Here is a 16,762-nt window from a genome sequence, read left to right as displayed (position 1 = left end):
AGAGCGCGGGCGTCCACCATCAGAGGAGAGGCAGGTCTCTACGACTGCGCTCAGAGAACGGAGCATGCCAATGACGCTTGCGTCGGAATGTCATCCGCAATCGCCGATAGCCGATCACCGTGGCCGTCGTGCACAGCGCGGTGCCCGCCAGACTGAGCAACAGCAGCACGACCAGGCGGCTGTTCTGCTGCCGCAGCAGCGCGGGTAGATCCCAGCTGTGCAGGAAGGAAAACAGCCAGCGACCCGCACGCTCGCGCTTGCCCATCGTCAACAGCGGATCTCCGGTAGCCAGGTCGACATAGACGCGGGTTGCTTCAGCATCATCGAAGTCAGCCATCGCCACCGGAAAACGACGTACTGCGGCGCCATTCATCGCCTCCGCAGTGCGCGGATAGAAGTAGGCATCGGGCGCCTGCAGTAGGGTGAATCTGCGCAGGCGCGCGTCTGACATCGCCTCTACCCTGCCTTGCAGCCAGTCTGCACCGAATGCAGTGGACACCTGCAGTGCGCCGCCCCGCTCTCTGACCACGCGCGAATCGGCATTGCCATCCAGCACCACCGCGAACAGTTCACCGCCGATGCGTCGCCACTGGATCTCGACCGGCACGAACTGCGCCGTATGTACTGCAGCCAGTACCGCAGCTGGCTGCGCGATGACACCAGTACCCCCCGGCACTTCACCCTGATAGCGCGCAACGTCGAGCGAGGCGCGAGAGCTGCTGAACACTCCAAGCGGGTTCATCGACATCAACCCGCTGAAGATCCAGGTGAACACGAATGCGCTCGCCATCAAGCCGATCAGGTGATGCCAGCGCATCCACGGCTCCTGGTACGGCGTCTTCGACCCAGACCGGTACTGCCCGCGAAATCGCCAGCGCCAGATGCCGGCCACGATCCCGCTGATCGCGGCCACGGTGCACAGCGCCGATAGCACGATCATCGTCCAGGTCCATATCGGGTCCACCGACTGCATGCGCAGGAAGTACAGCCAGTGCAACCACGCACCCACATAGTTCCAGCGCTGCTGCAGGCGCGGTGCATCCAGTACGACTTCGCCGGTACGCGAGGACACGTAGACATCACCAGGCTCTGCGCCACCCACACCGACGCGATACAGCGGTCGATGCGGATCCAGCGCGCGCGAATGCGTCCAGCGGTCTTCGTCCAGCGGCATGGCGCCAACGAAGGCAGGCCCACCGGCGAACTGCGCGGCGGAGACTTCGGCCAGCTGCGCCGATACAGGCGGCAATGCCTGCCCGGTAAGCGCCGACCACGCGCCCATGTTCGCCCCGGAGCGCACCGCGTAGGCGGGTTCGCCACGCAGCGTCGTCAACACGATTCGCTCAGGCTCCTGTCGCACGGCGTCCGGCAGCACGGAAAGTGCCTGCCAACCGCGCGCGTCGGCCAATGCGGGCAGCGCGGCCAACCGCTCCGCTGGCGTCAGCTTCGGGTAGCCCACGAACAGCATCACCATGCCGCTGACGAACCACAGCAACATCAGCAGGCACCCACCGATGCCCAGCCAACGATGCACCAGGTAGGTCCAGCGCTTGGCAGTGGAGCGCAGCGACATGGCGGCCCTCCTCAGAAGCGGTGGTCGAAGGTGAATTCGACGCGCCGGTCGGCGCCCAGCAGCCACTGCGTGCTGGTGTAGTACGCCGTGGCGTAGTACGCCTTGTCGAACACGTTGAACACGCGCGCGGTCAGCCGTGTGCGCGGCGCGGCCTGCCAGGTCAGGGCCAGATCGGTGGTGGCGTAACCCGGAAGCTGCGGCGTGTTGGCATTGTCGGCATAGCGCTTGCCCACGTAACGCACGCCACTGGCCACGCTCCAGTCGGGCTGGAACTGCCAGCTCAACCAGACGTTGGCCAGGCGCTCGGCCACGTTCGGCGGCACGTTGCCATCACGCGAGACGATCACCGCCGGCGTGCCGGTGGCTTCCAGGAAATCCTCGAACTCGGCCTTGAGCACGGTCGCGTTGGCATCCAGCGACCACTGCGGCGCGAAGGCCCAGTTCAACGAGGCTTCGATTCCCTTCGAGGCCTGTGCACCCACCTGCACGCGACGGTCCGGTTGCAAAGGGTCACGGCTGAGCAACCCGGTCTTGCGGATGCGATAGGCCGCCAGCGTCCACTCGCCTCCGTCGAAGGCTTGCTTCATGCCAACCTCGATCTGCTTGCCCTTGGCCAGATCGAACGCGCCGTTGGCCGGGCTGATCATCAACAGACCACTGACCGGGTCGGCCGCCTGCGAGTACTGTGCATAGAGGGTCAATGATGGTTGCAGCGCGAAGACCGTGCCCGCGCGCCAGCCGGTGCTGATGTAGGTCCTGGAGAACGCACGCTGGCCGCTGACCAGGTCATTGCGGTCGATCGTCGCGCGATCGTGGCGCACGCCAGCAAGCACCGACCAACGCTCGCTCAGTTCCAGCCGGTCCTCCAAGAACAACGCGACCTGCTCGGCGCTGTTGCGGTAGCGCGGCAGGTTGGGGGCATCGCTGACGAACCCGCCGGGCACCGGGTTGAAGGGATCCACCGGCCCCGAGCTGCCCGCATAGGTGTTGTTGGTGTGCTTGAAATGCGCACGGTTGGCATCGAAGCCAACGGCGAAACTGTTCGGCAGACCACCTGCATTGCCCAGCAGGCGCAGCGTGGAGGTCAGTCCGGTCTGGTCCTGGTCGTGGGTGATCTGGGTGTTGCCGGAACGATCGATCAGGCCGGTGCGATCGTTGTAGACATAGGCCTCGGCGTTGCGCCAATCGCGCTGGCTGTCGATCTGGTAGGCGCGCGTGCGCCACTCCACGTTCTCGTTCGGTGTCCACAGCGCATCGAGCTGGGTCCAACGGTCGCGGAAACGGATCACGCTGTCGGCCACGTTGTAGTTCTCGTGGCGCAGTGCATCCAGTTGCCGCCCATCGATCAACGGCGTACCGAAGTAGCGCATCGGCTTCTGGTAGCCCTGCGCATGGGCCAGCGTGAACTGCAGATCCGCCCGTGGCTGCCACAGCAACGCACCGGAAAACGTAGCATCGCCGTTGTGGCCGCGGTCGACCCAGCCGCTGCTGTAGTTGCCGCTGACGTCCACCCGGTAGGCCAGCGCCGGCGTGAGCGCACCGCCACTGCCGAATCCGAGGCGCGCAGTATCTTCGCTGCCCACGGTGACGCTGACCTCGTTCTCGATGGCACCGCGCGAAGGTTTTTTCGGCACGATGTTGACCACGCCGCCGATGGCGCCATCACCATGGATGACCGAGGCCGGCCCGCGCAGCACTTCGATGCGCTCGATCGACCAGGTATCGAACGGAAAGGTGATGCCTACGCCGCCGTACTGGCGTAGACCGTCGTACAGGCGCATCACCGAGGCGCCATCGGTGAAGCCACGGCTGGACAGCGCACTCAGGCCGTTGCCCGGATGGGGCATGGCACTGATCGCGCCGGCCCGGGTGATCGCGTCGTTGAGATTGGAATCACCGCGCTGTTCCAGCTGTTCGCGTGAAATCACCGTCAGGCTGGCCGGCGTCTGCAGCACGCTCAGCCCGAGCGACGAACCGGTATTGGCGGTGGAGGACAGCGCACCGCTGCGGGTATCGACCACGCGGACGGTATCCAGGGTGATCGGCGCCACGGCATCTGCGGCAAGCGCAGGCGTCGCCTGCAGGAAGGACGCGCACAACGCAGGCAGCGTCGCCCAGCGTAGCGGGGCGAAGTTGGGGGTGGTTTTCATGTGTTCACGGCATGCAAGGCCGCCCCGTACTGCGAGGCAGCAGAAAGAAAGGCGCACGCAGTAGTGCCAGGCCAGGCCTGGCAACCAGGAAACATCAATCAGCGCGTGCGCGAAGCGCTCAGAAGGCCAACAGCACCGGTGGCCCACGCGCTCCCAACGTGCCGCAGATCGGCTGCGGCAACGTCTGCACCGCACCGCGCAGCGCGCGGCACACCGGTGCCAGCGGCATCATCAACAGCAGCGCCGCCACCAGCAGGGTGATCAGTCGTGCGGCGATCAGGCAGTAGTCGCAGTCCACGCCCATCTCGTGGTCGGCGTGTGGATCAGCCGGCGGCTTCGGTGCCGCTTCGCCATGCTGCATTGCCATCGCGTGGTGGTCGTGATGCCCTTCCATCGCGTGCTGCGCGTGCAGGGTGTGGTCCATGACCGCCACCGGTGCAGCAACAGCAACGTGCGCATGCGCCAGCCAGCGGCTCACCAGCGGGGCAAGCAGCACCAGCAGCATGGCAAGCCATGCCAAGGTCTGGAACCGGCGGTGGAGAGCAGAGCGGCGCACGCGGCCATTCTACGAGCCCGGGGCCAACCTTGGACCATGTTCAGGGTTTACCTGCTGCGACACTGTGACGCAGGGCTCTGGCACCCACATGGATGAACACGTCGCGACGGATCCCCCAGTAGATCCACGCCATGCGTGGATGCGCTTCGCGCATCAACTCACGTACTGCGCCTGGCCGTTACCGAACGACCAGTTCTCCTGCTTCACTTCCACCAGATTGATGAACACATCCTCGCGGCGGATCCCCACCGCCGCGTGCAGGCCATCGACAATACCGGCATACAGCGCCTTCTTCTGCTCCAGCGTGCGTCCTTCGCTCCAGGTGATCTGGATGCAGATGAAATCATCGGTGCGGGCGATGCCCAGGTAACCCGGGTCGAACACGAGTGTGCCGGCGCCGTGCTCCTGGAAGATCTGGAAGCGATCGTTTTCCGGCACGCCGATCGCGCGCATGGCCTGGTAGATGGCTTCGCCAACGCGCTGGCGATACTCGACGGATTTACCTTTGCGAAGATCGATACGGGCGAGCGGCATGGTGGCACTCCAAGGATGGGAGGGGGCGCGGCAATGGGCCGAGACTACGCTAGGCAAGAGCGGCGGAACAGCGCATGGATGGAACCCTCTGCCTCCATCCATGGCATGTGCCGTGCCGGCGCTGCACGGTGTGCGAGTGCTACCCCGCATGGAACGGGGAACGCATGATGTGTCTGGATGTTGTTGCGAACGTTCCCTCGTGGTCGATCTTCTGCACGTAGTACAGCACCCATGCGTGGACCGGTATTCCATCGAAGCGATCTGCTGCTGGCCGCACGCCAGATCGCGCATGCCGTGCAGATAAGCCCCGGGGATGCGATCGCACTCGGGAAAGGAGCCCGGTTGAATTACAGGCAACAAAAAAGCCCCCATCGCTGGAGGCTTCTTTCGTTCTGCAACATGGTGGGCGGTACAGGGATCGAACCTGTGACCCTTGCCGTGTGAAGGCAATGCTCTACCGCTGAGCTAACCGCCCGGTGTGTTGCTGAGCCGCTCATTATAGGGCGGTATTTCAGGGCGTCAACACCTTTTCACATCGTGTTTCCCGGCCCATTTCCCCGAATCAGCCAGGCATGGCCCGGCTCTACCGGGGAGGGCAATCCGCACCCCTCACATCGTATGCGTGGGCTTGTCCGAACCAGTCAGGCCGGCCAGGATCGTCTCGATCTTGTGCCGCACCGTCTCGCCTTCCTGTCAGCCAGGCATGGCCTGGCTCTACCAGGGAGGGCAATCCGCACCCCTCACATCGTATGCGTGGGCTTGTCCGAACCAGTCAGGCCGGCCAGGATCGTCTCGATCTTGTGCCGCACCGTCTCCCCTTCCTGCCCGTCCGCCAGCTGCACGCCGATGCCGGCCGTGCGGTTGCCCTGCGCGCCGGCCGGGGTCACCCAGATCACCTTGCCGGCCACCGGCAGGCGCTCGCTGGAATCGGGCAGGGTCAGCAGCAGGAACACCTCATCGCCCAGGAAGTAGCGCTTGGGCGTGGGCACGAAGATGCCGCCATTCTTCACGAACGGCATGTACGCGCTGTACAGCGCGGCTTTGTCCTTCACTGCCAGGGACAGGATGCCCTGGCGGGCGTTGCTGGCACTCATCGATTTCCCCTTGCGGCAGGCCGCTCGTTCACCTTGTTCCAGGCCAGCAGCAACTCGACCACCGCAAGGTCTGCGCGCACGGTAGTGCGCAGCAGGTCGCGGGTGCGGTTGGCCGCATCGAACCAGGCTGCAAGCTTGTGCAATCGCTCCGGCGTGGTCAAGGCATCGGTGCTGGCCTGGGCCAGCGCCAGGTCGGCAGCGAAGCGCAGGCGCAGCGCCGCGTTGTCATCGGCGCACCACTTCTGCGCCAGCTCCACTGCGCCGGTCTTGCCGGCGGCCAGCTGTTCCAGCTCGCGGCCGACGTCGCGACGCAGGCTCAGGCCATCTTCGCGCAGCCAGTTGTCGGCCTGCCCAGGATGACCGCGCGCTGCATCCAGCGCCTCACGCGCGGCCGCTTCGCTGTGGCCCTGCTGCTGCAGCCAGGCCAGCGCTTCCTCGCGCGGCGGCAGCTTGAATTCCAGGCGCTGGCAGCGGCTGCGCACGGTCTGCGGCAGGCGCGCCGGGTCGCTGCTGATCAACCACAGGTAACGCCCGGGTTGGGGTTCTTCCAGGGTCTTCAGCAGCGCATTGGCGGCCGAACGGTTGATGGCATCGGCCGGGTCGACGATCACCACCTGCGCCACGCCGTACTGCGGGGTCAGCGCCAGCTTGTTGGTGATCTCGCGCACCTGCTCGATCACGATCTCGGTGCGCAGCTTGTCGCCGCTCTTGTTCGGAATGAAGCTGATCAGCTGCAGGTCGGGATGCGTGCCGGCGGCAATCAGCTGGCGGGTGCGGGTGGCGTGCGCGGCATCGCCGCGTGCCAGCACGTGGTCGGCCAGCGCCAGGGCCACCTCACGCTTGCCCAGCCCGGCCGGGCCACAGATCAGCAGGCCGTGGCCCAGCCGATCCGCATCCAAGGCGGCTACGGTCTGGTCGAACGCGCGCTGCTGCCAGGGCGAGAACGTACTCATGCGCCCTGCCCTTGCTGCAGCCAGCGTTCGACACGCGCGACCACATCAGCAGCCACGCGCTCCTGCACCTGCCCGGCATCGACCAGCGCGAAGCGCTGCGGATCCTGCTGTGCGCGGCTGCGGAATACCTCGCGCACGCGCTGGAAGAAATCGTCCTGCTCGCTCTCGATGCGGTCCGGCCACAGATCGCGACCGTTGGCACGCGCACGGCCAACGGCCACGTCCACGTCCAGCAGCAGGGTCAAACCGGGCAGCAGGCCGACGGCGCGGCGCTCCAGGTCGGCAATCCACTGCGGGTCCAGGCCGCGGCCACCGCCCTGGTAGGCATAGCTGGAATCGGTGAAGCGATCGCTGAGCACGTAGGCGCCGCGCTGCAGCGCCGGCTGGATCACCTGGCGCACATGTTGCGCGCGGGCGGCGAACACCAGCAGCAGTTCGGCCTCGGCGCTGAGCGGTTCGGCAGCAATCTCGGCATCGGGCTTCAGCACCAGCCCGCGGATGCGCTCGGCCAGCGGAGTACCACCGGGTTCGCGGGTCAGCACGACCTCATGGCCATGGCGGCGCAGGCACTCGCGGATGGCGTTGATGGCCGTGGTTTTGCCCGCGCCCTCGCCGCCTTCCAGGCTGACGAAACGGGGATGGCGAAGCAGCGCGGAACTCATTGCGCCGGGGTCTCCTGGGTGCGTTGCTGGCGCAGCTGCTGCAGGTAGCGGGCTACGGCGGCGTTGTGTTTGTCCAGGCTGGGCGAGAACACGTGTGCGCCACTGCCATCGCCCACAGCGACGAAGTACAGCGCATCGCCCGGCGCCGGTTGCGCAGCAGCCATCAGCGCGTCGCGGCTGGGCATGGCGATCGGGGTCGGGGTCAGGCCAGAGCGGGTGTAGGTGTTGTAGGGCGTATCGGTGGTCAGGTCGCGGCGGCGGATGTTGCCGTCGTACGCCGCGCCGATGCCGTAGATCACGGTCGGATCGGTCTGCAGGCGCATGCCGATCTTCAGGCGGCGCATGAACACGCCGGCAATCTGCGGTCGCTCGCTGGCCAGCGCGGTTTCCTTTTCGATGATCGACGCCAGCGTCAGCAGCTCGTAGGGCGTGTTGATCGGCAGATCCGGGGCGCGGCTTTCCCAGGCTTCGTCCAACGCCTTCTCCATTGCGCCGTGGGCGCGCTTGAGCACGTCCAGGTCGCTGTCACCGCGCTGGTAGACGTAGGTCTCCGGCAGGAACCGGCCTTCCGGATGCTGGCCGGCGAAACCGAGGCGGTCCATCAGCGCGGCGTCATCGAGATTGTCGGTGGTGTGCAGCAGCGGATCGGCGCGTTTGAGCGCGGCGCGCAGCTGGCGGATGTTCCAGCCTTCGATGATGGTGACGCGGTGCTGCAGCACCTTGCCCGCGCGCATGCGCAGCAGTAGCTCGCGCGGGGTCAGGTCATTGCTCAGCGCGTACTCGCCTACCTTCAGCTTGCCGGCGGCATCGAGCTGGCGCGCCAGCAGCTGCCACTGGGTGTCCTGGCCCTCGTCCACGCCGGCCTCGCGCAGCTTGCGCAGCACGCTGTTCATGCCATCGCCACTGGCGATGACCACGCTGTCCGCACTGGGGGTCAACGGCACGTCGGCAAACTGGCTCTGCTTGTAGAAGAACCACGCGCCCGCGCCGGCCACGATGGCGGCCAGCACCAGCAGCAGCGTTACCACCAACAGACACCCGCGCTTGGCTCCCGCCATGGACTACCTCTGAACTCGATTCCGTCGTGCAGGATACCGTGCCGCTGGTGTGGGGTCATGACCGGGTGCCACGCGTCCGTGCCGACCAACGGTCGGCACCCCCCCACCATCACCAGTAGATCCACGCCATGCGTGGATGAACGACCATGGAAGCACCCGTGCCGACCAACGGCCGGCACCCACCAGGACCGGTAGCGCCGGGCCATGCCCGGCGGCGGCGATCGATCAACCCTGCTGCCCCAGCGCCCGCAGCAGCCCTCGCGCCTTGGCCCGGGTTTCGTCCAGTTCCTTGTCCGGGTCCGAGTCGACCACGATGCCGGCACCGGTACGGAAGCTGACCTCGCTGCCATCCACTTCGGCGGTGCGGATCAGGATGTTCAGGTCCAGGTCGCCATCGCGGTTGAGCCAGCCGAACGCACCGGTGTACGCGCCGCGCGGCACCTGCTCCAGCTCGCTGATGATCTGCATGCAGCGCACCTTCGGGCAGCCGGTGATGGTGCCGCCGGGGAAGGTGGCGGCGATCACTTCGCCCGGGGTCACGTCCGCGCGCAGCTGGCCACTGACGTTGCTGACGATGTGGTGCACGTGGGCGTAGCTTTCCACGGTCATCAGCTCGTCCACGACGACCGTGCCGGGCAGGCAGATGCGGCCCAGGTCGTTGCGCTCCAGGTCGATCAGCATCACGTGTTCGGCGCGCTCCTTGGGATGGCCGACCAGCTCCCGGATGCGCGCGGCATCGTCGTCGCCCTCGAAGCGCGGGCGGGTGCCGGCGATCGGGCGGGTCTGCGCATGGCCGCCATGCACCGATACCAGCCGTTCCGGCGACGAGCTGACCACATGCCGGCCGTGCGCACTGAACAGGCCGGCAAACGGTGCCGGATTGGCGCGTCGCAGCTGTGCGTACAGCGCCTGCGGCATGACCGGCGCTGCGAAGTGCGCGCTCCAGCGCCGCGACAGGTTCACCTGGAACACATCGCCGGCGCGCAGGTACTCGATCACCCGGCGCACGCCATCGGTAAAGCGCTGCGGCTCGTCTTCGCTGACCGATTGCGGCGGTTGCCAGCCCTGCCCGGCCTGCGGCAGTTCGCCGGCCACCAAGGCGACCAGCGTGTCCAGCAGCGCCCGCTCGCCCGCCTCTGCAATGAGGAAACTGGTGTCGGCCTGGTGGTCATGCAGCACGGCGGCCGGGCAGCGCAGGGCGAGCGCGGTCGGGTGTCCGTCATCGCGTGCGCGCGCCGGCAGTACCGGTTCGACCTGGCTGGCCACTTCGTAGTCAAGCATCAGCGCCCAGCCACCGCGGAACGGCAGCGCGTGGCCGCCATCATGCGGCAGCCGCTGCGCCTGCCATGCGCGATCCAGCGCCTGCAGGAAACTGCCGGGCTGCAGCGCACCGTGCTGGTCGCGCACCTGGCCATCGGCGTCCAGCTGCAGGGTGTCGCCCTGCGCGGCCAGCAGCAGGCTCCAGCGGCCCTGCGCGGTCCCCGAGGCGGTGGACTCCATCAGCAGCGGGAACCGCGCCGGGTCGCGCTGCTGCAGGGCCAGCAGGTCGATCGGGTGTGGCAGCGGATGAATCAGCGGGGCGTGGGTCATGGCGGCCAGTTCGGGAGACGGATACACGGAAGCCGCCTTGCGGCGGCCTCGTGGTTGGCGGAGTCGAGCCTGGCTCGACGCTGCCGGTGCGATCAGACGCGCTTGAAGATCAGCGTGCCGTTGGTGCCGCCGAAGCCAAAACCATTCGACATCACCACATCGACCTTGGCCTGGCGTGCTTCGTTGGGCACGTAGTCCAGGTCGCAGCCTTCGCCCGGCTGCTGCAGGTTGATGGTCGGCGGAATCACGTTGTCGCGCATTGCCAGCACCGAGAAGATCGCTTCCACGCCGCCGGCAGCGCCGAGCAGGTGGCCGGTCATCGACTTGGTGGAGCTGACCATCATCTTGTAGGCGTGGTCGCCGAAGGCGGTCTTCATCGCCATGGTCTCGCCGAGGTCACCCAGCGGAGTCGAGGTGCCATGTGCGTTGAGGTAGCCGACCTGTTCCGGGGTGACACCCGCGTCCTTCAGGGCCATGGCCATGCAGCGTGCAGCGCCTTCGCCATTCTCGCTCGGCGCGGTCATGTGGTACGCGTCGGAGCTGGCGCCGAAACCGGCCAGCTCGCAGTAGATCTTCGCGCCACGTGCCTTGGCGTGCTCGTACTCTTCCAGGATCAGGATGCCGGCACCGTCGCCCAGCACGAAGCCGTCACGGTCCTTGTCCCACGGGCGCGAGGCCTGTTCCGGAGCGTCGTTGCGGGTGCTCATCGCCTTCATCGCGCAGAAGCCGCCCAGCGCCGTGGGCGAAGAACCGCGTTCGGCACCGCCGGCCACCATCACGTCCGCATCGCCGTACTGGATCATGCGCATGGCGGTGCCGATGGAATGGTTGGAGGTGGCGCACGCCGAGACCGCCGAGAACGACGGGCCCTTCAGGCCGCTGATGATGCTCAGCTGGCCCGGCAGCATGTTGATGATGGTCTTGGGCACGTAGAAGGGAGAGATCTTCTTCCCTTCGTGGAATTCGATGGTCTGCTCTTCGATGCCGAGCAGGCCGCCGATGCCGGCGCCAACGATGACGCCAATGCGGTCGGCGTTGGCGTCGGTGATCTCCAGGCCCGAATCATGCAGGGCCATGAAGGCGGCACCGAGGCCGTAATGGATGAACGGGTCCATCTTCTTGGCATCCTTGCCGCTGACCCGGTACTTGCCGAACAGTTCGTTGTCGGCGGTGATGTCAAAGCCTTTGACCTCACCTGCGATCTTGGTGGTGAACCGTTCCAGGTAGGCATCAGAAACGTTGGTCAGCGGACCGATGCCCGAACGACCGTGGGTGATGCCTTCCCAGCTGCTGGCCAGATCATTGCCCAACGGCGAGACCATACCCAGGCCGGTTACGACGACGCGACGCTTCATTGCTGATTCTCCTGACCCGAACGTTCTTTGCGGGTAACGCGGTTTACTTCAGTGTGGTACGCAAACACACGGGGCCGCAAACAGCGGCCCCATGGGGTGTCGTGCGCGCCGAGCTCAACGCCCGCGCGCGCACTGACGTCCTGCATCAGGCCTTGACGTGGGCCGTGATGTAGGTGATCGCAGCCTGCACGGTGCTGATCTTCTCGGCCTCTTCGTCCGGGATCTCGCACTCGAATTCTTCTTCCAGCGCCATCACCAGCTCGACGGTGTCCAGCGAGTCAGCGCCCAGGTCATCGACGAACGATGCGCTGTTGGTGACTTCTTCTTCCTTGACGCCAAGCTGTTCGATGACGATTTTCTTGACGCGTTCTTCGATGGTGCTCATGGGATATCGCTCCAGATGGAGTAGTGGTTCAAAAGTGGTCGCCATCAAAGGCGATGGCCGTGGGATAGTGTAGTGGAAACCGGCGCGACCTTGCATTGCAGCAAAAATCCTCGCAGATCAACCACTTGCGGCGCGATCCCTGCGCCCCTTGCTTACGGCATGTACATGCCGCCGTTCACATGGAGAGTTTCGCCGGTGATGTAGCCGGCAGCCGGGCTGGCCAGGAAGGCCACCGCATGGGCGATGTCCTCCGGCGAACCCAGGCGTTCGAGGGCGATTTCGCCGATCAGCGCGGTCCGCGCTTCTTCCGGCAGCGCCTTGGTCATGTCGGTGTCGATGAAGCCCGGCGCGACCACGTTGACGGTGACGCCGCGCGAGCCGATTTCCTTGGCCAGCGACTTGGAGAAACCGATGATGCCGGCCTTGGCGGCGGCATAGTTGGCTTGGCCGGCGTTGCCGGTCACGCCCACCACCGAGGCGATGTTGATGATACGGCCCTTGCGTGCCTTCATCATGCCGCGCATGACGGCCTTGCTGGTGCGGAACACGCTGGTCAGGTTGGTGTCGATGATCGACGCCCAATCGTCTTCCTTCATGCGCATCAACAGGTTGTCGCGGGTGATGCCGGCGTTGTTGACCAGGATCGAGATCGGGCCGAATTCCTTGGCGATACCGTCAAGCACGGCGTCGAGCGCGGCAGCGTCGGTGACGTTCAGCGCGCGGCCGTGACCACCGTGGGCGGCCAGGCGCTCGCCGATCGCAGCGGCGCCGGAATCGGTGGTGGCGGTGCCGATGACGGTGGCGCCCTGGGCGGCCAGCAGATCGGCGATGGCGGCACCAATGCCACGGCTGGCACCGGTGACCAGTGCGATTTCACCCTGCAGGGGCTTGCTCATGATGTTTTCCTCAGGCTGGGGCGGCCGCCGCACCCGTGCCGCTTGCTGCGGCCACCGGCACGGTCGGCAGGAACAGGGGCAATCAGGCCGACCACGTCTCGCGGGCGGTTTCGAAGTCGCCCGGGGTGGCCAGGGAACGGCCGTCGATGGCCTTGTCGATGCGCTTGACCAGGCCGGTCAGCACCTTGCCCGGACCACACTCGGCGATCCGGGTGACGCCACGCGCGGCCAAGGCCTGCACGCAGCCGGTCCACTGCACGGGCTGGTACAGCTGCTGCACCAGCGCGGTGCGGATCGCGTCCACGCCGTCGTGCACCTTGGCGTCGACGTTCTGCACCACCGGCAGCTGCGGCAGCTGCCAGGACAGGCCGGCCATCACTTCAGCCAGACGGTTGGCAGCTTCGCGCATCAGCGGGGTGTGCGAGGGCACGCTGACGGCCAGCTTGACCGCCTTGCGCACGCCCTTCTCGGCCAGCAGCGCCAGCGCACGGTCGACCGCGGCAGCGTCGCCGCCGATCACGATCTGGCCCGGCGAGTTGAAGTTGGCCGGAACGACCACCTGGCTGCCGGCGGCTTCCGCGCAGACGTCCAGCACCAGCTGGTCTTCGGCGCCGAGCACGGCGGCCATCGCGCCGACACCGGCCGGAGCGGCTTCCTGCATCAGCTGGCCGCGCAGGCGCACCAGGTGCGCACCGTCGTGCAGGCTGAGGGCGCCAGCGGCGACTAGGGCGGTGTACTCGCCCAGGCTGTGGCCGGCCAGAACCGACGGACGCGGACCGCCCACGGCGTTCCAGGCGCGCCACGCGCCGATGCTGGCGGCCAGCAGGGCCGGCTGGGTGTATTCGGTACGGTTGAGCATTTCCTCCGGGCCACCCTGGGACAATGCCCACAGGTCGACGCCGGCACCATCGGATGCCTCGGTGAAGGCCTCACGCACCTGCGGGTGCAGTTCGGCCAGCTCGGCCAGCATGCCCACAGACTGCGAGCCCTGACCGGGGAAGACAAAAGCGAGGGTGGATAGGGTCACGCGGTCATCCGCTTGTTGCAATCGAAGCGGGCCATGATAAGGGGGAACATGCCGTGTCGTCTGTACGTGCGCGTATGCACGGCGTATGGAACATGGGCGGGGTCGGATCCCTTTTCCTGCGGAAAAGGGATCCGACCCCAGCCGATGGTCAGCAGAGCAGCTGCAGGATGTCCAGCTCGCCGTCGGCAAACCAGTCCATGCACAGGCCGACCGCCATCAGCAGGCCCAGCGTGGTGGCGCCGTGGGTGATGAAAATGGAGTGGGCCAGCGCACGCGCCGAGCGCCCCAGCTTCATGCACACCCGCGCCAGGCGCTGCAGACGGCCACTGACGGCGTGTACGTGCGCACGCACCGGTGCCTGTACCCCGCTCATCGCCTCGGCCATCATCGTCTGCAGGCTTTCGGGGCGGTCGGCGTAGTACTTGGCAACGCCATAGCCGAACATCAGCCAGTCACGCGCCTGTGCCTCGGCCAGGTCCATGACTTCCAGGGGATCTTCTTCGAAGTCGATGAATCCGACGTTCTGGCCATCCCAGGTGAGGTTGCGCGGCAGTGGCTGGCCGAAATAGGCGCCACGCGCGTGCGCTTCGGCAATGGCCTGCATCGCTGCAGCCACGAGGCGATCGCGGCCGGCATCGTTGGCCTCGCGCAGGCAGGTATTGAACGAACTGCCGTTGTCGCCGATCACCAGCGCGGCATGGCCGCTGCCGATCACCGCGGGAACATTTACCCCCTGCGCCTGCAGTTCCGCCAGCCGGCGGGCCTCGGTTTCGCGCGCGGCGTCGCCACCGCGGTGGGGCGGCGGGCGCAGGGCGTCGAGATGGAACCGGCGGGCAACAAAATTGAGCAGGCCCAGGGCCACTGCTCGGCTTCCTTCGCCGTACTGCTTCAGCCAGGCGCGCTGCCCTTCGATGACGATGGGCTCAACCATGACAGTCTCCTATAACGCATTACGGCCCCAGAGGGGCCGTAACGACGGTTTCACGTTGTCGTAACTCGCACTATCAATAGCGCAGCAGTGCCGAACCCCACGTGAAGCCACCACCGAACGCTTCCAGCAGCAACAGCTGGCCGCGCTCGACCTTGCCGGAACGAACAGCAGCATCCAGTGCCAACGGCACCGAGGCGGACGAGGTATTGCCATGCTTGTCGACGGTGACCACCACCTGGTCCATCGACATGTCCAGCCGCTTGGCGGTGGCTTCGATGATGCGCAGATTGGCCTGGTGCGGGATCAGCCAGTCCAGGTCGGACTTGGTCAGGCCATTGGCGTCCAGGGTTTCGTCCACGACCGAGTCCAGCGCCTTGACGGCGTACTTGAACACGTCGTTGCCCTTCATGTTGATGGTGCCGCCACCGTTGTTGCCTTCACCGAAACCGACCGAGACGCCGACCGGATTCCACAGCAGCTCTTTCTTGCTGCCATCCGAATGCAGATGGGTGCTGAGGATGCCGGTTTCTTCGTCGGCCTTGAGCACGACCGCGCCCGCGCCATCGCCGAACAGCACGCAGGTGGTGCGGTCTTCCCAGTCGACGATGCGGGTCAGGGTTTCCGCACCGATCACCAGCACATGGCGGGCATCACCGGAACGGATGAATTTGTCAGCCACGCTGAGCGCGAACACGAAGCCCGAACAGGCCGCGTTGACGTCGAAAGCGGGGCAGCCGCTCACACCGAGCTTGGCCTGGATCAGGCACGCGGTGGAGGGAAAGATCAGATCAGGGGTGGTCGTGCCGACCACGATCATGTCGAGCTGCGACGCGTCGATACCGGCCGCTTTGATCGCACGCAGCGCGGCCTGGTAGCCGAGATCGCTGGTGGTTTCGCCTTCGGCAGCGATGTGCCGTTCACGGATACCGGTGCGCGTCTGGATCCACTCGTCCGAGGTCTCGACCATTTTTTCCAGGTCGGCATTGGTCAGGACTTTTTCCGGCAAATAACTACCGGTGCCCGCGATCCTCGAGTAGATCCGCTTGCTCATCATGTTTCCTGTTGCACGAGCCGCCGTTCACCGGCGTGCCCGGGAAAGAAGGCGAAGGCCGCTGCCCAGCGGGCAGCGACCTTCCGGCACATCAGTCTTCCTGGACAGCCGAAGACTTGGTCTGGATGACCTTCTTGCCGCGGTAGAAACCGTCAGCAGTGATGTGGTGACGCAGATGCACTTCGCCGGTGGTCGGGTCGGTCGACAGCTGCTTGGCGCTCAGGGCGTCATGCGAACGACGCTGGCCACGACGGGACGGGGTAACACGGGATTTCTGGACAGCCATGGGATTGCTCCAAACTCGGTTCGTTTTGCTTCGTCGTTTCGTCGCACAGGACGCCAGCGTCCAGCACACTTTTCGCTTTCGCCGCAGCCGCCGACGACAACCGGCTGCTATTGTTTTTTCAATGCCGCCAACGCCGCAAACGGGTTGGCCTTTTCAATTTCTTCTTCAGTCGGCGCCCAGTCCTTGTCGACTGCCTCACCGTACGGTGACAGGGGTACCACCGGTACCGCCAGCACCAGTTCGTCCTCGACCAGGTCCAACGGACGCAGCTGGCCATCTTCCGGCACCAGCAACGGCTCGTATTCCTCCGGCAAGGACGATTCCTCGTCCTCGTCGCGGATCAGGCCAAGCCTCTGCGTCATCTTCACCGGCAACAGGAAGCGCTGCATGCTGCGCTGACAGGTCAGCGGCAACGCGGTATCGATGCTGAGTTCCACATAGGATACCCGCAAGATCTCGTCGCGACCGAATTCGAGCGAGTAATTACACTCGCCTTCGGTATCTGCGACAAGCCCCTGCAGGCGAGTCAATTCAGCCAGGGAGACCTGACCGTCGAAGCGCCTTCGCGCTACGACCATCCGCCAGGCATCCAGCGTTTCGGGTACGTTCGCGGACATAAGCCGCCGAATATTAAGGATCGGCAGGTCACGTGTCAAATGAC

17 protein-coding genes and 1 tRNA gene are annotated in these 16,762 nt (G+C 65.8%); all 18 read right to left on the bottom strand.

Features of this window, described 5'->3' with window-relative positions; genetic code table 11:
• Positions 1 to 19: 19 nt before the first annotated feature.
• Complete coding sequence (locus ACEF39_RS04590) at positions 20 to 1,573, bottom strand: PepSY domain-containing protein (protein ID WP_500287097.1); 1,554 nt, start codon at positions 1,571 to 1,573, stop codon at positions 20 to 22.
• Positions 1,574 to 1,584: 11 nt separating this feature from the next.
• The gene (locus ACEF39_RS04585) at positions 1,585 to 3,723 is read right to left on the bottom strand and encodes a TonB-dependent receptor (protein WP_500287096.1); all 2,139 of its coding nucleotides are present in this window, start codon (positions 3,721 to 3,723) and stop codon (positions 1,585 to 1,587) included.
• Between the two features lie 118 nt (positions 3,724 to 3,841).
• A complete protein-coding gene (locus ACEF39_RS04580; protein ID WP_500287965.1) occupies positions 3,842 to 4,228 on the bottom strand; it encodes a DUF2946 family protein in 387 nt (128 codons plus the stop codon).
• A gap of 204 nt (positions 4,229 to 4,432) precedes the next feature.
• Positions 4,433 to 4,813: a tautomerase family protein gene (locus ACEF39_RS04575; RefSeq protein ID WP_500287095.1), complete on the bottom strand. Its 381-nt coding sequence runs from the start codon at positions 4,811 to 4,813 to the stop codon at positions 4,433 to 4,435.
• Between the two features lie 400 nt (positions 4,814 to 5,213).
• Positions 5,214 to 5,288, bottom strand: a tRNA-Val gene (locus ACEF39_RS04570).
• Positions 5,289 to 5,553: 265 nt separating this feature from the next.
• On the bottom strand, positions 5,554 to 5,907 hold the full coding sequence (locus ACEF39_RS04565; RefSeq protein WP_025874071.1) for a PilZ domain-containing protein: 354 nt from the start codon (positions 5,905 to 5,907) through the stop codon (positions 5,554 to 5,556).
• Positions 5,904 to 6,860, bottom strand: coding sequence for a DNA polymerase III subunit delta' (locus ACEF39_RS04560; protein ID WP_099819206.1), 957 nt, complete (start codon positions 6,858 to 6,860; stop codon positions 5,904 to 5,906). The genes ACEF39_RS04565 and ACEF39_RS04560 overlap by 4 nt, the downstream gene beginning before the upstream one ends.
• A complete protein-coding gene (gene tmk / locus ACEF39_RS04555; RefSeq protein ID WP_099819205.1) occupies positions 6,857 to 7,522 on the bottom strand; it encodes a dTMP kinase in 666 nt (221 codons plus the stop codon). Before tmk ends, ACEF39_RS04560 begins: the two co-directional genes overlap by 4 nt.
• Complete coding sequence (gene mltG / locus ACEF39_RS04550) at positions 7,519 to 8,580, bottom strand: endolytic transglycosylase MltG (protein WP_223484770.1); 1,062 nt, start codon at positions 8,578 to 8,580, stop codon at positions 7,519 to 7,521. Before mltG ends, tmk begins: the two co-directional genes overlap by 4 nt.
• 225 nt (positions 8,581 to 8,805) lie before the next feature.
• Positions 8,806 to 10,170, bottom strand: coding sequence for an aminodeoxychorismate synthase component I (locus ACEF39_RS04545; RefSeq protein WP_500287964.1), 1,365 nt, complete (start codon positions 10,168 to 10,170; stop codon positions 8,806 to 8,808).
• Positions 10,171 to 10,262: 92 nt separating this feature from the next.
• Positions 10,263 to 11,525: a beta-ketoacyl-ACP synthase II gene (gene fabF / locus ACEF39_RS04540; RefSeq protein ID WP_500287094.1), complete on the bottom strand. Its 1,263-nt coding sequence runs from the start codon at positions 11,523 to 11,525 to the stop codon at positions 10,263 to 10,265.
• 145 nt (positions 11,526 to 11,670) lie between these two features.
• Entirely contained in the window at positions 11,671 to 11,910 is a 240-nt protein-coding gene (acpP, locus tag ACEF39_RS04535) for an acyl carrier protein (RefSeq protein ID WP_025874077.1), read from the bottom strand.
• A 152-nt stretch (positions 11,911 to 12,062) separates the two neighbouring features.
• Positions 12,063 to 12,806, bottom strand: coding sequence for a 3-oxoacyl-ACP reductase FabG (gene fabG / locus ACEF39_RS04530; protein ID WP_500287093.1), 744 nt, complete (start codon positions 12,804 to 12,806; stop codon positions 12,063 to 12,065).
• Between the two features lie 82 nt (positions 12,807 to 12,888).
• The gene (gene fabD, locus ACEF39_RS04525) at positions 12,889 to 13,833 is read right to left on the bottom strand and encodes an ACP S-malonyltransferase (RefSeq protein WP_500287092.1); all 945 of its coding nucleotides are present in this window, start codon (positions 13,831 to 13,833) and stop codon (positions 12,889 to 12,891) included.
• A 148-nt stretch (positions 13,834 to 13,981) separates the two neighbouring features.
• The gene (locus ACEF39_RS04520; protein ID WP_500287091.1) at positions 13,982 to 14,764 is read right to left on the bottom strand and encodes a BUD32 family EKC/KEOPS complex subunit; all 783 of its coding nucleotides are present in this window, start codon (positions 14,762 to 14,764) and stop codon (positions 13,982 to 13,984) included.
• A 73-nt stretch (positions 14,765 to 14,837) separates the two neighbouring features.
• Positions 14,838 to 15,815 (bottom strand): beta-ketoacyl-ACP synthase III, encoded by a 978-nt coding sequence (locus ACEF39_RS04515; RefSeq protein ID WP_089239156.1) that lies wholly within the window; start codon positions 15,813 to 15,815, stop codon positions 14,838 to 14,840.
• Between the two features lie 91 nt (positions 15,816 to 15,906).
• Complete coding sequence (gene rpmF / locus ACEF39_RS04510) at positions 15,907 to 16,101, bottom strand: 50S ribosomal protein L32 (RefSeq protein WP_025879386.1); 195 nt, start codon at positions 16,099 to 16,101, stop codon at positions 15,907 to 15,909.
• Positions 16,102 to 16,208: 107 nt separating this feature from the next.
• On the bottom strand, positions 16,209 to 16,718 hold the full coding sequence (locus ACEF39_RS04505) for a YceD family protein (RefSeq protein ID WP_088101178.1): 510 nt from the start codon (positions 16,716 to 16,718) through the stop codon (positions 16,209 to 16,211).
• Positions 16,719 to 16,762 lie beyond the last annotated feature (44 nt).

This window comes from Stenotrophomonas indicatrix (genome assembly GCA_041545745.1).
GTDB lineage: Bacteria > Pseudomonadota > Gammaproteobacteria > Xanthomonadales > Xanthomonadaceae > Stenotrophomonas > Stenotrophomonas indicatrix_A.
Note: the sequence above shows the minus strand (reverse complement) of the source record. Positions and strands in the feature narration are given on the sequence as shown.

Coding starts and splice junctions, on each gene's coding strand:
- ACEF39_RS04545 (WP_500287964.1), bottom strand. CDS start 10,170: ATGACCCACGCCCCGCTGATTCATCCGCTGCCACACCCGATCGACCTG.
- ACEF39_RS04575 (WP_500287095.1), bottom strand. CDS start 4,813: ATGCCGCTCGCCCGTATCGATCTTCGCAAAGGTAAATCCGTCGAGTAT.
- ACEF39_RS04520 (WP_500287091.1), bottom strand. CDS start 14,764: ATGGTTGAGCCCATCGTCATCGAAGGGCAGCGCGCCTGGCTGAAGCAG.
- ACEF39_RS04565 (WP_025874071.1), bottom strand. CDS start 5,907: ATGAGTGCCAGCAACGCCCGCCAGGGCATCCTGTCCCTGGCAGTGAAG.
- rpmF (WP_025879386.1), bottom strand. CDS start 16,101: ATGGCTGTCCAGAAATCCCGTGTTACCCCGTCCCGTCGTGGCCAGCGT.
- acpP (WP_025874077.1), bottom strand. CDS start 11,910: ATGAGCACCATCGAAGAACGCGTCAAGAAAATCGTCATCGAACAGCTT.
- tmk (WP_099819205.1), bottom strand. CDS start 7,522: ATGAGTTCCGCGCTGCTTCGCCATCCCCGTTTCGTCAGCCTGGAAGGC.
- ACEF39_RS04580 (WP_500287965.1), bottom strand. CDS start 4,228: ATGCTGCTGGTGCTGCTTGCCCCGCTGGTGAGCCGCTGGCTGGCGCAT.
- ACEF39_RS04590 (WP_500287097.1), bottom strand. CDS start 1,573: ATGTCGCTGCGCTCCACTGCCAAGCGCTGGACCTACCTGGTGCATCGT.
- ACEF39_RS04560 (WP_099819206.1), bottom strand. CDS start 6,860: ATGAGTACGTTCTCGCCCTGGCAGCAGCGCGCGTTCGACCAGACCGTA.
- ACEF39_RS04515 (WP_089239156.1), bottom strand. CDS start 15,815: ATGAGCAAGCGGATCTACTCGAGGATCGCGGGCACCGGTAGTTATTTG.
- mltG (WP_223484770.1), bottom strand. CDS start 8,580: ATGGCGGGAGCCAAGCGCGGGTGTCTGTTGGTGGTAACGCTGCTGCTG.
- ACEF39_RS04505 (WP_088101178.1), bottom strand. CDS start 16,718: ATGTCCGCGAACGTACCCGAAACGCTGGATGCCTGGCGGATGGTCGTA.
- fabG (WP_500287093.1), bottom strand. CDS start 12,806: ATGAGCAAGCCCCTGCAGGGTGAAATCGCACTGGTCACCGGTGCCAGC.
- ACEF39_RS04585 (WP_500287096.1), bottom strand. CDS start 3,723: ATGAAAACCACCCCCAACTTCGCCCCGCTACGCTGGGCGACGCTGCCT.
- fabF (WP_500287094.1), bottom strand. CDS start 11,525: ATGAAGCGTCGCGTCGTCGTAACCGGCCTGGGTATGGTCTCGCCGTTG.